Annotated in this window: 11 protein-coding genes; 6 read left to right on the forward strand and 5 right to left on the reverse strand. The window is 73.9% G+C overall.

Annotated features, from left to right (window positions below):
• Positions 1-155 precede the first annotated feature (155 nt).
• The gene (locus tag ADK86_RS31960) at positions 156-341 is read left to right on the forward strand and encodes a hypothetical protein (RefSeq protein WP_030589060.1); all 186 of its coding nucleotides are present in this window, start codon (positions 156-158) and stop codon (positions 339-341) included.
• Positions 342-509: 168 nt separating this feature from the next.
• The gene (locus tag ADK86_RS31965; protein ID WP_053699722.1) at positions 510-1,751 is read left to right on the forward strand and encodes a TolB family protein; all 1,242 of its coding nucleotides are present in this window, start codon (positions 510-512) and stop codon (positions 1,749-1,751) included.
• Positions 1,752-1,784: 33 nt separating this feature from the next.
• Here the strand turns inward: ADK86_RS31965 and ADK86_RS31970 are convergent, their stop codons facing one another.
• Positions 1,785-2,360 carry a class I SAM-dependent methyltransferase gene (locus ADK86_RS31970; RefSeq protein WP_053699723.1) on the reverse strand — a complete coding sequence of 192 codons (576 nt, stop codon included), beginning with the start codon at positions 2,358-2,360 and terminating at the stop codon, positions 1,785-1,787.
• Between the two features lie 6 nt (positions 2,361-2,366).
• On the opposite strand from ADK86_RS31970, the gene ADK86_RS31975 reads away from it, so the two are divergent.
• A complete protein-coding gene (locus tag ADK86_RS31975) occupies positions 2,367-3,179 on the forward strand; it encodes an AraC family transcriptional regulator (protein ID WP_234346141.1) in 813 nt (270 codons plus the stop codon).
• A 46-nt stretch (positions 3,180-3,225) separates the two neighbouring features.
• Here the strand turns inward: ADK86_RS31975 and ADK86_RS31980 are convergent, their stop codons facing one another.
• On the reverse strand, positions 3,226-4,104 hold the full coding sequence (locus tag ADK86_RS31980; RefSeq protein ID WP_053699724.1) for an alpha/beta fold hydrolase: 879 nt from the start codon (positions 4,102-4,104) through the stop codon (positions 3,226-3,228).
• A gap of 171 nt (positions 4,105-4,275) precedes the next feature.
• Between ADK86_RS31980 and ADK86_RS31985 the strand changes: the two genes are divergently transcribed.
• Positions 4,276-4,878: a GNAT family N-acetyltransferase gene (locus tag ADK86_RS31985; RefSeq protein WP_053699725.1), complete on the forward strand. Its 603-nt coding sequence runs from the start codon at positions 4,276-4,278 to the stop codon at positions 4,876-4,878.
• Between the two features lie 71 nt (positions 4,879-4,949).
• The gene (gene fes, locus ADK86_RS31990; protein WP_053699726.1) at positions 4,950-6,227 is read left to right on the forward strand and encodes an enterochelin esterase; all 1,278 of its coding nucleotides are present in this window, start codon (positions 4,950-4,952) and stop codon (positions 6,225-6,227) included.
• Here fes and ADK86_RS31995 read toward each other — a convergent pair.
• On the reverse strand, positions 6,143-7,402 hold the full coding sequence (locus ADK86_RS31995; RefSeq protein WP_053699727.1) for an MFS transporter: 1,260 nt from the start codon (positions 7,400-7,402) through the stop codon (positions 6,143-6,145). The genes fes and ADK86_RS31995 overlap by 85 nt on opposite strands.
• A gap of 87 nt (positions 7,403-7,489) precedes the next feature.
• Here ADK86_RS31995 and ADK86_RS32000 point away from each other — a divergent pair, with 87 nt between their 5' ends.
• The gene (locus ADK86_RS32000) at positions 7,490-8,479 is read left to right on the forward strand and encodes an ArsR/SmtB family transcription factor (protein ID WP_053699728.1); all 990 of its coding nucleotides are present in this window, start codon (positions 7,490-7,492) and stop codon (positions 8,477-8,479) included.
• 19 nt (positions 8,480-8,498) lie between these two features.
• Here the strand turns inward: ADK86_RS32000 and ADK86_RS32005 are convergent, their stop codons facing one another.
• Positions 8,499-9,602 carry a YncE family protein gene (locus ADK86_RS32005; protein WP_053699729.1) on the reverse strand — a complete coding sequence of 368 codons (1,104 nt, stop codon included), beginning with the start codon at positions 9,600-9,602 and terminating at the stop codon, positions 8,499-8,501.
• Positions 9,603-9,714: 112 nt separating this feature from the next.
• A complete protein-coding gene (locus ADK86_RS32010) occupies positions 9,715-13,680 on the reverse strand; it encodes a non-ribosomal peptide synthetase (protein ID WP_053699853.1) in 3,966 nt (1,321 codons plus the stop codon).
• Between the last annotated feature and the right edge of the window lie 8 nt (positions 13,681-13,688).

Below are 13,688 nucleotides of genomic sequence, written 5' to 3' on the forward strand. Positions count from 1 at the left end.
CCCGACGGCTCTGCGCCTGGCGTACGCCGGGGCGCCACATGCCCGAGGTGCGCCAACCGGCTAAGCGGCATACCCGTCCGTCTCGTTTGCGGCCCGTCGCCCCACGGAAGTGGCCAAGTATCAGGGCCGGGCCGCGGGGACCACTGGGAGGGATCGTGTTCGACCTCAGGGCGGAAGCGGAGATGCGCCTCTATTCGGAAAAGCTCGCCAAGGAACTCGCCGACAAACGGCGCGGCGCCCCGGACGGCACGAGCGACGACGCCGCGGACACTCCTTCCTCGGCCGGAACCGAGCGCCCGGGAGCGGCGGTCGCGGACGGGGACGCGCCTGCCGCCTCGTGACCGCACGCGCCGAGGGGCGGTGTGCGCGGGTGCGTCGCGGTGGTGGACGGGATGGCCGGAAAGAGCAGGGGTTTTCCGTCACCGCCGGTGCGAGGGTGTTCCGGGGTGCTCCGGTACGGGCCCGGGGCCTGATCGCTCCGGGGGGGGACCATGGGTGGCAGCAGACGCGTGAGCCCCAAAGCCGCGCTGATTTCCGGGCTGGCGGCGGTCGTGGTGACGGTCGGCGGTGTGCCGGTCGCGGCGGCTCCGGCACCTGCGGCCGGTCCACCGCGTACCGAGCGGATCAGCGTCACCGCGAACGGCACCCAGGGCGACGGCCTTTCGCACGCCCCCTCCCTCAGCGCCGACGGCCGTGTCGCCGCCTTCGCCTCACAGGCCACCAACTTCGCGCCGGACAGCGTGAAGTACCGGCCGCAGGTCTTCTGGAAGGACCTGCGCACCGGGGCTCTCACCCGGGTCACCGCCCGGGACGTGGGCGCGCCCGCGGACGCGTGGACGGACGATCCCGCGCTGAGCGCCGACGGCCGTCACCTGGCGTTCGCGTCCGTCTCGCACACCGACGACGGGCGCCCCGGCCCTCCGGGCGAGGTCGCGGACGTGTACGTACGGGATCTGCGCACCGGCCGCACCGTCAAGGCGAACGTCGGCCTGGACGACGGCTACGGCATCGTCTCCCGGAGCCCGTCCCTCAGTGCGGACGGCCGCTTCGTGGCCTTCATGGCGGACGACACACCGTGGTACCCGCTCGGCGTGCTGGGTGAAGTACGCATCTACGTGCGGGACTTGGTCAAGGGGGTCACCCAGCGGGTGAGCGCCCCACCGGCCGACTGGGCCCGGGCCGCCGCCAGCCCGAAGATCAGCGCGGACGGCCGCTTCGTCGCGTACGGGCTGTACGTGTCGAAGGTGTCCGGGCCGCCGGTGCAGGACGTGTACGTGACCGACCGGAAGACCGGGCGCACGCAGCAGGTCGACGTGCCGTACGACGGAGCCGGGCCCTCGGACCGGATGTCCACGCTGACCGGTATCGGCCCCGACGGCCGCCACGTCCTCTTCCAGACCCGCTCCGACAAGATCACGCCCGGTGACACCAACCGGGGGGACAACGTCTTCGTCCGCGACCTGCGCCACGCCACGACCTGGCGGCTGGACGCCACCGAGCCCGGCGGGAGCACTTCGGCGGGCACTTTCAGCGCCGACGGCCGGCACCTCGTCTTCCAGGACGGTACGGGGATCAGCGTGCGCAACCTCGAAACGGGCCGGACGCGACGGGTGCTGGCCCCTGGTACCGGACGGCACGGCCGGCCCGCGCCCGACGCGCACGCCCGGCGCATCGCCTTCTCCTCCTGGGCGACGGACCTGGTGCCCGGCGACACCAACGACACCGAGGACGTGTTCCTGCTGTGCCGGTGACGCTCGCCTCCCCCGCGGGCGAGCGTCACCGGGTCACCTCTTCCGTACGGCGCGGAAGCGGAACCTTCCCTGCGTGACGGTGATGCCGACCTGCCCGAACCCGGCGGCGCGCAGCCGCCGCGGCAGCGTGTCCGGCGGCACGGGCACGTAGGTGTCGCCCAGGTGCAGCAGGCGGAACTTCACGCTCGCGCAGCCGTCGCAGCCCGCGAAGACGCCGCCGGGGCGCAGCACCCGCCCGGCCTCCGCGAACAGGCGGTCCTGCTGTTCCGGGGACGGCACATGGTGCAGCATGGTGAAGCAGACGACGGTGTCGAAGCCGCCGTCGGGGAACGGCATCGACGTCCCGTCGCCGTGCACGACTTCGACCCGTTCCCCGTACGTCTCCTGGAGGTCCTTCGCGAAGTCCGCGTCGACTTCCAGCACGCTGAGGCGGCCGGGCACGCGCCGTTCCAGAACGCGGGTGGTGGCGCCGTAGCCGGGGCCGATCTCCAGGGTGGCGGCGCCGGGTTCCACTCCGTCCAGGGCCCACGGGAGCAGGCGCTGTTCGACCCCGCGGGCCCACTTGTCGGAGCTGCAGATCCACTGGTGTAACCGATTCATGGAGGTCATGCGGCGATGCTAGGAACCGCGGAGGATGTCCACCACGAGGTGGGGGGACACACCTTGTCGCGATACGGACAGCTGGCGCCGCGCGGCGGGTATCCGCAGGCCGCCGTCGTCGTCGGCAGCTTCGCGGTGGGCGACGGCCAGTGGTACGGGCGGCACTGGCACACCACCCACCAACTGGCCTGGGCCGAGCGCGGGGTCATCGCCGTACGCGCCCTGGGCAACACCTGGGTGCTGCCGCCGACCATGGCGCTGTGGATACCGGCCGGCACCGAGCACGCGACCGGCGCGTCCGGCCCGGTCCTGGGCCGGAGCCTGTGGTGCCGCCCCGACCGCTGCCCGGTGGACTGGTCGGTGCCCACCGTCGTGGGCGTCCCGCCCCTGCTGCGCGAGCTGATCGTGTACCTGGCCGATGACGGTCTGAGCGCGGACGCCAGACAGCGGGCCGAAGCGGTCGCGCTCGACCAGCTGGTGCCGCTGTCGGTGGCGACCGTACTGGCGCCGCTGCCCCGGGACCCGCGGGCGCGCCATGTCGCCCGCGCCCTGCGCGCGCATCCGGCGGACGACCGGACGCTGGCGCAGTGGGGCACCGAAGTGGGCGCGAGCGCCCGGACGCTGGCCCGCGCGTTCGCCGCGGAGACGGGACTGCCGTTCGGGCAGTGGCGTACCCGGGTACGCCTTCAGGCCGCGATGCCGCTGCTGGCGGGCGGCGCGACGGTGGCGGCCACGGCCGCACGGGTCGGCTACGCGTCACCGAGCGCGTTCGTGGCGGCGTTCCGGCGGGTGGTGGGGGTGCCGCCCGGGGTCTACTTCGCGCCGTGACGCTCTTCTTGCCGTGACGGCCTTCGCGCCCTGACGGCACGGCAGGTCAGGGCATCAGATGCAGGATCGCCTCGGCGGTGGCCCGCGGCGCCTCACGGGGCGGGAAGTGCCCGATACCGGGCAGCAGGACACGTTCGTAGGAGCCGGCGAACAGGCCCTCCTGCCCCTCGGTGGTGCCGGCGCGGTTGTCCCCGTCCTGCTCGCCGTGGAGTACGAGCGCGGGGACGCGGACGGGCGGCGGGTCGGCGAGGCGGTCCTCGATGTCCTGGTAGGCCGGATCGCCGGGCGCCTCGCCCCAGCGGTGCAGGTAGGCGTGGACGGTGATGTCGGCCCAGTCGGGGTTGTCCCAGGCCCCGGCCGCCTGCTCGAAGTCGGCGTCGGCGAAGTCCCACCCGGGTGACCAGGTGGTCCACAGGTAGCGGCAGAAGCCGCGGCGGTCCTCGGTCATCGCCCGGCGCCCCCGGGCGGTGGCCATGTACCACTCGTACCAGTAGGCGTGGGCCAGCGGATACGGCACCGCGCTGTCGGGCCGGTTGGTCGAGTAGCCCGCCGAGATCGCGACGAGCGCGCCGATCCGGCCGGGGAACAGCGCGCCGACGACGTATCCGGCGCGGGCTCCCCAGTCGTGTCCGGCCACCACCACGTCCTGAAGGTCCAGCGCTTCGACGAAGTCGGCCAGGTCGCGGCCGAGCGCGCCGATCTGCCCGCTGCGCCGCCGGCCGGCGGAGCGGAAGCGGGTGGGCCCGAAGCCGCGCAGATACGGCCGGTGGACCCGGCAGCCGGCCCGGTGCAGGTACGGCAGCACCCCGTCCCAGCAGTGGATGTCGTCCGGCCAGCCGTGCACCGCCACCACCGGCCGCCCGTCCGCCGGGCCGCTGACGTCGTAGGCGATCCGCAGGGTGGCGGTGTCCACGTAATCGTTCATCCCGGGTGGGTAGCCGGAGCGGTCGGTCCTAAACGGTGGGCGGTGGCGGTCCCGGCGCGCTCACCCGCCCGGGCGCAGGGTGCGGAGTTCCCAACTGGCACCGCCCCGCCGCCGTGTGGGCTCCGGGAGGAACCCGACCCCGCCCGCCGCCCATGATCACCGGGGTGCAGAATGACCCGTATGTCGATACCGAACACGCCGACGACGGCGACGCTCGACGATGCCTCGATGATCAGTCGCACCCTGGCCCGCGCCTTCGACGACGATCCGATGATGCACTGGTTCCTGCCCGGCGAGGACGCCCGCGAGGAGCGGCTCGGCCGCTACTTCACCACGATCTTCACCCGGCAGTACGCCCACCACGGTGTGTGCGAGCGCACCGGAGCGGCGGCCGCCTTCTGGGTGCCTCCGGAGGCGCGGGACAAGGCCGTTCCCGGCGAGGAGACACTGCGGGAGCTCGATGGCCTCCTCGGTGACCGCGGGCCCCTGTTCCGGAAGATCGTCGGGGCGGCCGCCGAGCACGCGCCCCAGGAGCCGCACTGGTACCTGGCCGTGATCGGCGCCGACCCGGCCGGCCAGGGTCAGGGGCACGGGGCCGCCCTGCTGCGCTCGGGGCTGGCCAAGGCCGACGCGGCGGGCCTGCCGGTGTACCTGGAGTCCTCCAAGGCGGCCAATCTGCCCTTCTACGAGCACTTCGGCTTCACCGTGCTGCAGGAGGTGCAGTTGCCGGAGAACGGGCCGACGCTGTGGATGATGCGACGCCCGGAACGCTGACGATAAGGTAAGGCTCGCCTTACCTTATCGACCACCCGGCCACCCGCGCCCCGGACACGGAGACCGCCCCGATGACCGCAGCCGCCCCGCCCGCCGACACGCCGCGCCATCCTCCCCGCGTGCCGCGGCCCTCCCCCGTGCCGCGTGTCACGGACGAGCGGATGGTCCGCCGGGCGGCCGGGGCGGACTTCTGGCGAACGGTGGAGCGGGACGGTACGCCGCTGGTCGGGCCGGATCCGTGGGGTGCGGCGGACCACGCGCTGGTCACGTTCCTCTGGCGCGGCTCCGCCGCCACCCGCGCGGTTCTGGTGTCGCCCAACAAGCTCGCCGATCCGCGCGATCCGGCGGGCAATCTCATGGACCGCGTACCCGGCACGGACGTGTGGCACTGGTCCGTGCGGATGCGCCGGGACTGGCACGCCACGTACACGCTGTGTGTGGACGAGGGCGACGGTCCCGCCGCCGACGACGAGGCGTACTGGCCGTGGCTGCGTGCGCAACGGCGCCTGGACCCGCTCAATCCGCATACCCTCGCGAGCCGTTGGGGCGGTCCCCCGGCCTCCTGCGTCGCGCTGCCCGGCGCGCCGCGCGGCGAGGAGTGGCGGGAGCGGCCGGGCGTGCCCCGCGGCAGCGTCTCCGTGCATACGGTTCACAGCGCCCGGCTGGGCAACGCGCGCCGGGTGTGGCGGTACGCGCCGCCGCGTGGCGCCGAACCGGGTGCCGAACTGCCCGTACTCGTCCTCCTGGACGGGGAGATGTGGCAGCCGGGGCTCGGGGTGGCCACCCTGCTGGACAACCTCATCGCGGACGGCCGGATTCCGCCGCTGGCCGCGCTGCTGCCGGAGTCCCTGGGCGCGGACGCCCGCTGGGCCGAGATGACCTGCGACCCGCGGTTCGCCGGGTTCCTCGCGGACGAGCTGCTGCCATGGGCCGCCGCGGACCTGCCGCTGACCGCCGACCCGGCCCGTACGGTCGTGGCGGGCCAGAGTCTGGGCGGTCTGACCGCCGCGTACACCGCGGTGACCGCGCCCGGCCGGTTCGGCTGCGTCCTGGCGCAGTCCGGCTCCTTCTGGTGGCCGAACGGGCCCGGCGCCCAGTGGCTGACCGACCGGATCGGGGCGTCCCCGCGGCTGCCGGTGCGGTTCCGGCTGTCGGCGGGCGAGCAGGAGTGGGTCGCCCTGCCCGCGAACCGCCGGCTGCGCGACACCCTGGCGGCCAAGGGCTACGAGGACGCGGTCTACCGCGAGTACAACGGCGGCCACGACTACCTGTGCTGGCGTACGGAACTGGCCGACGGGCTGTGCGCGCTGCTCGGCCCGGGGGCGACGGCCGGGTCCGCCGACAGCTGACGGCGGCAGGCTGAGGCCGCGTACAGCGCCCGCAGGTGGCGGATCAGAGCGACCGCGGCGAGTCCCGCCGCGAGCGCGCACACGCCCCACCACCCGGCCCGGCTCCAGACGCGCGCCCCGAGCCAGGAACCCGCACTGCCGCCCAGGTAAGCGCAGGTCATATAGGCGGTGTTGAGCCTGCTGCGGGCGTCGGGGCGCAGGGCGTAGACGCGGGCCTGGTTGGCGACCATGCCGGATTGCATCGCGACGTCGAGGAGCAGCGTGCCGAGGACCAGCGCGGCCAGGCCCGGCGCGCCGCCGCGAGCGCCCACGGCGAGGATCGCGGCCGAGACGGGAACGGCGGCCAGGCACACGGTGTTCACCGGATCGGGCCCGAAGCGGTCCACCAGGCGGCCCACGAGCGGAGTACAGAACATCGTCGCCGCGCCGACCAGGGCGAGCAGGCCGACGGCCGGAGCGCCCAGCCGGTAGGCCGGGCCGTCGAGGAGCAGCGCCAGACAGGTCCAGACGGCGGAGAATCCGGCGAAGACGGTCGCCTGGTACAGGCAGGAGCGGCGCAGCTCCGGCTCGGTGCGCAACAGGCGCAGCGGCCCGGCCAGAAGCGCGGGGTAGGACTGCCGGGAGCCAGGAGCCGTCGCGGGCACCGCGAACGCCAGCACGGTGGCGAGGAGCAGGGCCACGGCCGCGGCCACCAGGTACGGGGCACGCCAGCCCAGCCATTCGCCGAGCGTGCCGCTGAACGTACGGGCCAGCAGCATGCCGCCGGTGGACCCGCTCAACAGAGTGCCGATCACCGCGCCCCGGCGGTCGGGAGCCACGAGACCGGCCGCCAGTGGGCCGACGACCTGCGCGGCCACCGTGGTCAGCCCGACCACGGCGCTGAGCACGACAAGGGGTTGCAGGGCGGGCGCGCAGCCCGCGGCCAGCAAGGCCAGTCCGGTGAGAGCGAGCAGGACGACGAGGAACGAGCGGTGCGCGAACCGGTCGCCGAGGGGAACCAGCAGGACGATGCCGGCCGTGTATCCGATCTGTGTGGCGGTCACGGCCAGCGCGGCCGTGTCGGACGGCACATGCAGTCCGTCCGCGAGGAGCGGGGTGACGGCCTGCGGGAAGTAGATGTTGCCCACGGCCACAGCGCAGGTGACGGCCAGGAGCAGGACCAGCCGACGGCTCATCGGCGGGCCGCAGGGGTGCGGGGATGCGTCATGGCCACAGTCCACGGCACCGGCGGCCCGGAGCCCATCGATGTAGCGTAGAGCTTAATGATCAGCTTCGCACTCGACGTCGAGGACCTCGCGGACACCCGGTTCGCGGTCTCGCCGTTGCAGGAAACCGTGTTCAGCCTGCGGGTCCTGCACAGTCCTGGGCTCTTCGCGCTGCATCTCCCGTGGCGCCGGTCCGTGCTCGGCAGGCTCGGGGCGCTGGACACCGGTCTGCTGATGTCCCTGGTGGCGCGCAGGCTGACGCTGCCGGACTTCCTGACCCCCAGGCCCGCGGGCTTCGCCCCGGCCTTCGAAGAGGAACTGGCCCAGGTCCGCGCCACTCCCCCGGACCTGGTACGCCGTGACCTGCTTGCCACCCACGCGCCGGACCCGCTCCCCGAAGCGCTGCGCGACGCGGCCTCGCGTGCCGACGCGCCGGTCGTCCGGCTCCGGAACACCATCTGTGAGCTGCTGCGGGACTACTGGGAGAGCGCCGTGCGGCCGTGGTGGCCGCAGATACGGCTCGTGGTGGAAGCCGACATGACGTATCGCGCGCGGCAGCTGGCCATGGGCGGCACCCGGCTGCTCTTCGCCGACATGCATCCCAACCTGCGGTGGCACGACGGCGTGCTGTACATCGACAAGATGATCAGCAGGCACCACGCGGCGGCCTCGGGCCGGGGACTGCTCCTGCTGCCCTCGGTGTTCGCCCACAAGCCCGCGCCACCGGTCAGCCCGGAGGCGCCCCCGTCCCTGGTCTATCCCAGCCGCGGGATCGGGACGCTCTGGGCGCCGGCGCCGACCACCGGCACGCATGACCTCGTGTCGCTGATCGGCGCCCCTCGCACGAGACTGCTCACCCTCCTGGAGGAACCGCTGCCCACGGTCGAACTGGCCCGCCGCCTGCGGGTGACGCCCAGCGCCGTGTCCCAGCACCTGCGCGTCCTGCACGCGACCGGGCTGGTCACGCGCGCCCGCCACGGGCGGCAGGTGCTGTACCGGCGCAGCACCCTCGGCGATCAGCTGACGGGGGACGCCCCGCAGCGGTGACCGCCGTACGCCCGTGACCTCAGCGCGAGCGCGTCAGGCTGATGCGGTGCACCGAGTCGACGCGGTCCGCGCCCGCCGCGGACTTGTCCACGACGTAGGCCGTACCGCGGCGGACCGTGACGTGGTTGGGGTTGGGGCCGGTGGCCAGGTCGGCCAGGACGGTGCCCTTCTCCGGGTCCACGACGGTCGTGGTGCCGCTGCCCCGGTTGGCGACGAAGACCCGGCCGGAGCGGTGGTCGGCCGCGACGGAGATGGCGCCGGCGCCGGTGGTGACGGTCCGGGTGACGGTGCCCTTGCGCAGGTCGACGACGGAGAGGGTGCCCGCGGCCTGGTTGGCCGTGTAGGCGGTGCGGCCGTCGGCGGACAGTTCGATGCCGATGGGGGCGTCACCGGTGGGGATGAAGCGCGGCTCGGACTTGTACGGGCCGACCACGATGATCCGGTCGTTGGTCAGGTCGGTGGCGTAGGCGGTGCCGGTGCGGGTGTCGACGGCGAGTCCGGCGGTGCCCGCGCCCTCGACCTTGACCCGCTTCTTCTCCTTGAAGGTACGGGTGTCGAAGGCGACCAGGGAGCCGTCGCCGAAGCCGCTGGCCCAGGCGAGGTCATGGCGCTTGTCGATGACGACCTCGCGGGCGTGGGCGACGCCCGGGAGGGTGGCGAGGTGCTTGCCGGTGCGCTGGTTGTAGACGGCCACCGAGTTGTTGCGGGTGTTGGTGGTCCATACGGTGTCGTGCTCGTCGTCCACGGCCACGCCGTAGACCGCCTCGACCGCGCCGGTCGCCTGGTCGGTGACCGGCGGCGTGTAGGCGGCCTTGGTCTTGAGCGTCTTCGGATCGACCTTCAGCAGTCTGGACTGGGTGACCGGCGGGCGGCCGACGGCCGTCGTGGTCCACAGGACGTGGTGGCGCTCGGAGTAGGCCGACTGGTAGAGGCCGGTGGCCAGTTGGGCGGTGTCCACGCGGTACGACGGCTGGTGCGCGGCCCCGCCGTGCGGGTGCCGGTCGTGCGCGACGGCGGTGCCGCTCACCGCGAGGACGCTGCCCGCGGCGACGGCGAGGGCGGTCGCGCGGCGGACGAGACGGCGGGAAACGGTGCGGGGCTGCGGGGACTTGGTGGCGCTCATGGTCTTCACTCCTCGGGGAGAGGCAGGCAAGAGGAAGGTCCGGGGGGTGATCCACCCGACACGATCAAAGGTTAGCTTAGCCTTACCTAAGTTGCGCACTGAAAGCAGGTGTTCAGGCCGGAGTCGCGCCGCCTCCAACTCCCACCGTGCGAACGGCTGTTGCACCGTCCAGCTCGGCCAGACGCGCCGCGACCACCGCCGCGATCCCGTCCATCCAGCGCGGCTGCGTCATCTGCGGATGCAGGCACTCCACGTCGTGGTTGGCCAGCTCGCCCTGCACGTACGGCGTCCACGCCTCCCGGGTCAGCCAGTCCTCGGCGCGTGGCGCGGCGGCGGTGAAGAACAGCACGTCGCCGGTGAACACCCGGTGCCGGTGCTCCCGCATGAGGCGGGCGTTGTTGACGACGATGTCCACGACCGCGGACAGCGTCCGGTCGGACAGCCCGGCCAGCGCGCTGCCCTCGCGGCGCAGCGTCTCCAGGACGTCCTCCCGCGTCAGCTCGTCCGTCCGCTCGAAGCCCGCCATCCGCAGCAGAGCGGTCAGCGCGTCGGTCTCCTTCGGTACGGCCTGGTCGCGCCACTGGTCGGACGGGTACGCGTCCAGCAGGGCCAGGAAGTCGACCTCCTCCCCCGCCTCCTGGAGCCGCACCGCCACGGTGTGGGCGAGGACGCCGCCCACGGACCAGCCGAGCAGCCGGTAGGGGCCGTGCGGCCGGACGGTGCGCAGCTGCCGTACGTAGTCGGCGGCCATCTCCTCCATCGTCGCCGGGAGGGGTTCGTCGCGGGCCAGGCCGCGGGCCTGGAGGCCGTACACCGGCTGCGCCGGGCCGAGCCGGGACAGCAGGCCCGAATAGCACCAGCTGATGCCGCCCGCCGGGTGCAGCACGAACAGCGGCGCGCGGTCGCCGGCCTGGCGCAGCGGCAGCAGCACGTCCAGCGCGTCGCCGCCGGACCCGTCGCCGTCCAGGCGGGCGGCGAGCGCGGCCGGGGTGCGGTCCTGGAAGAGCGCGCCGATGGCCAGTCGCACGCCGAGCGTGTCGCGTACGCGCGCCATCAGGCGGGCCGCCAGCAGCGAGGTGCCGCCCAGGTCGAAGAACGCGTCGTCCACGCCGACCCGGGGCAGGCCCAGCACCTCGGCGAACAGCCGGGTGAGGGTCTCCTCCCGGTGGGTGCGCGGGGCGCGGCCGGGCCCCGAGGTGAAGGCGGGGGCGGGGAGCTGCTTGCGGTCCAGCTTGCCGTTGGGGCTGAGCGGGAACGCGTCCAGCACGAGCACGCTGTTGGGCACCATGTGCTCCGGCAGCGTGCGGGCGAGCGCGTCGCGCAGTTCCTCCGGGTCGGGCGGGGCCGCGCCGTCGCCGCTCTCGGGCGTGACATAGCCGGTCAGCCGCTGGTCGCCGGGCCGGTCCTCGCGCACCACCGCGCAGGCCGCGCCGACGGCGGGCAGGGCGGCCAGCGCCTCCTCGATCTCGCCGAGTTCGACGCGCTGGCCGCGCAGTTTGACCTGGTGGTCGGTGCGGCCGAGGTAGAGCAGTTCGCCGCGATCGGTCCAGCGGGCCAGATCGCCGGTACGGTACATACGGCTTCCCGCGGGCCCGTACGGGTCGGTGACGAAGCGGGTCGCGGTCAGCCCGGGCCGTCCCAGGTAGCCGTCGGCGAGCTGGGTTCCGGCGAGGTACAGCTCGCCGGGGACGCCGGGCGGGCAGGGGCGCAGGGCCGCGTCCAGGACGTACAGGCGGGTGTTCCAGACGGGCGCCCCGATGGGCACCGGCCCCTCACCGTCGGGCGCGCAGGCGTGGTACGTGACGTCGACGGCGGCCTCGGTGGGGCCGTACAGGTTGTGCAGTTCGACTCCGGGCAGCGTCCGGGCGAACTCGCGGGCCGTCTCGCGCGGCAGCGCCTCGCCGCTGCAGAACACCCGGCGCAGCCCCGTGCAGGCCGCCGCGTCCGGTTCGGCGAGGAACACCTGGAGCATGGACGGGACGAAGTGGCAAGTGGTGACGGCCTGTTCGCGGATGACGCGGGCCAGGTAGGCGGGGTCGCGGTGGCCGCCGGCGTCGGCCACCACCAGCGTGGCGCCCTGGCGCAGCGGCCAGAAGAACTCCCACACGGACACGTCGAAGCCGGAGGGCGTCTTCTGGAGCACCCGGTCACCCGGTTCCAGGCCGTACTGCCCCTGCATCCAGCGCAGCCGGTTGTCGATGGCCCGGTGGCCGACCACGACGCCCTTGGGGCGGCCGGTGGAGCCCGAGGTGTAGATGACGTACGCGGGGTGGTCCGGCGTGAGCGGGCGCGGCGGGACGGTGCCGGGGTACGCGGTCAGGTCGAGGCCGTCCAGGACGACCGCCGGCACCTGCCCGTCGCCCGGTACGCGGCCCTCCCGGTCGGTGATCACGCACACCGGCCGGGCGTCGTCGAGCATGTACGCGAGCCGGTCGGCGGGGTAGTCGGGGTCCAGCGGCAGGTAGGCGCCGCCCGCCTTGAGGACGGCGAGCAGGGCGAGGACGAGGTCGGCGGAGCGCGGTACGGCGACGGCGGCCGGCGTACCGGGGCGCACGCCCAGGGACGCGAGGTGGCGGGCCAGCCGGTTGGCCCGGGCGTCGAGTTCGGCGTAGGTCCACGCGGTGTCCCCGTGGACCAGCGCGGTGGCGTCGGGGGTGCGGGCGGCCTGGGCCTCGATGGGGCCGATGAGGGTGGTGGGCGGCAGCGGCCGGGATGTGGTGTTGAACGTCTCCAGTACGAGGGTCCGCTCGGCCGCGGTGGCGATGCCGTGCGTGCCCAGGGGCTCGTGCGGGTCGGCGTGCGCCAGCCGGGAGAGCAGGTCGAGGAACCGTTCCTGGTGGCGGCCGAGTTCCGCCTCCTCGTACAGCGCGGGGTTGGCGTCGTAGTCGAGGCGCAGGCCGCGGCCGTCGGCGCGGTCGTAGACGTTGACGGTCAGCTCGTCCACCGGTCCGGTGGACAGGTTGTGCGCGGTGGCCGGGGCGCCCGCGAAGTCCAGTCCGTAGTCGAACGGCATCACGTTGACCAGCGGCCCGACCAGCGCCCGGTCCGCGCCGAGCAGTCCGAGGTCGCGGCGGATGTCCTCGTACCGGTAGCGCTGGTGGCGGCGGGCCGACCGGATGCCGAGGACGACCTGGCGGGTCAGTTCGGCGAAGGTGGCGGCCGGGCTCGCGGTCAGCCGCAGCGGCAGTACGTTCATGACCATGCCGGGGACGCGCAGCGCCACCGAGCCCATCCGGCCCATCATCGGCAGCCCGAGGACGACCTCCTCGGCGCCGGTGGCGCGGGACAGGTACAGCGCCTGGGCGGCGAGCAGCACGTCGGGCCAGGTGGCACGGACCGAGGAGGCCAGCTCCTTGAGCCGGCCGGTGGCCTCGGGGTCCAGGTGCGCGGTGCGGCGCAGGTGGGTGCGGGAGGGCAGGGCGGTGCGCCCGGCCAGACCGACGGCCTCGGGCCGGTCCGCGAACGCCTCGTTCCAGTGCCGCCGGTCGGCTTCGTACGTCTCCCCCGCCCGGTACGCGGCGTCCTCGGCGACCAGGTCGGTCAGCCGCCCGAAGGGGCTGGGGCCGACGGGTTCGCCGGCCGCGAGCGCCGTGTAGACCTCGGCGGTCCGGCGGGCCAGCAGCGAGTAGCCGAAGCCGTCCATGACGACGTGGTGGACGCGCTGGTACCACAGCCAGCGGGTGTCGCCGACACGGAACAGCGCGTGCGCGAACAGCGGACCGGCAGCCAGGTCGAACGGCTCGGACAGGTCGGCCCGCATCCAGGCGCGCGCCGCGCCGTCGGGGTCGCCTTCCGTACGCAGGTCCGCCAGATGAAGCGGCAGCGGCGCAGGGCAGGTGCTCAGCGGAAGCTGGCGCGGCCCGCCGTCGGTCTCGACGATGCGGACCCGCAGCGCGTCGGCCTCGGCGACCACCCGGTGCAGTGCGTCGGAGAACAGCGCCGGGTCCACCGGGCCGTGGATCTCCAGGTATTCGGCGGTGTTCTGCGCGGGGCTCGCCGGGTCCAGGGCCTGCGCGTACCACAGGCCGGTCTGCGCGGCCGTCAGCGGCAGACCCTCGGCGGTCTCCCGGCTGCGCATACCGGCAT

The sequence above is a fragment of the Streptomyces sp. NRRL F-5755 genome, assembly GCF_001279365.1.
Classification (GTDB): domain Bacteria; phylum Actinomycetota; class Actinomycetes; order Streptomycetales; family Streptomycetaceae; genus Streptomyces; species Streptomyces rimosus.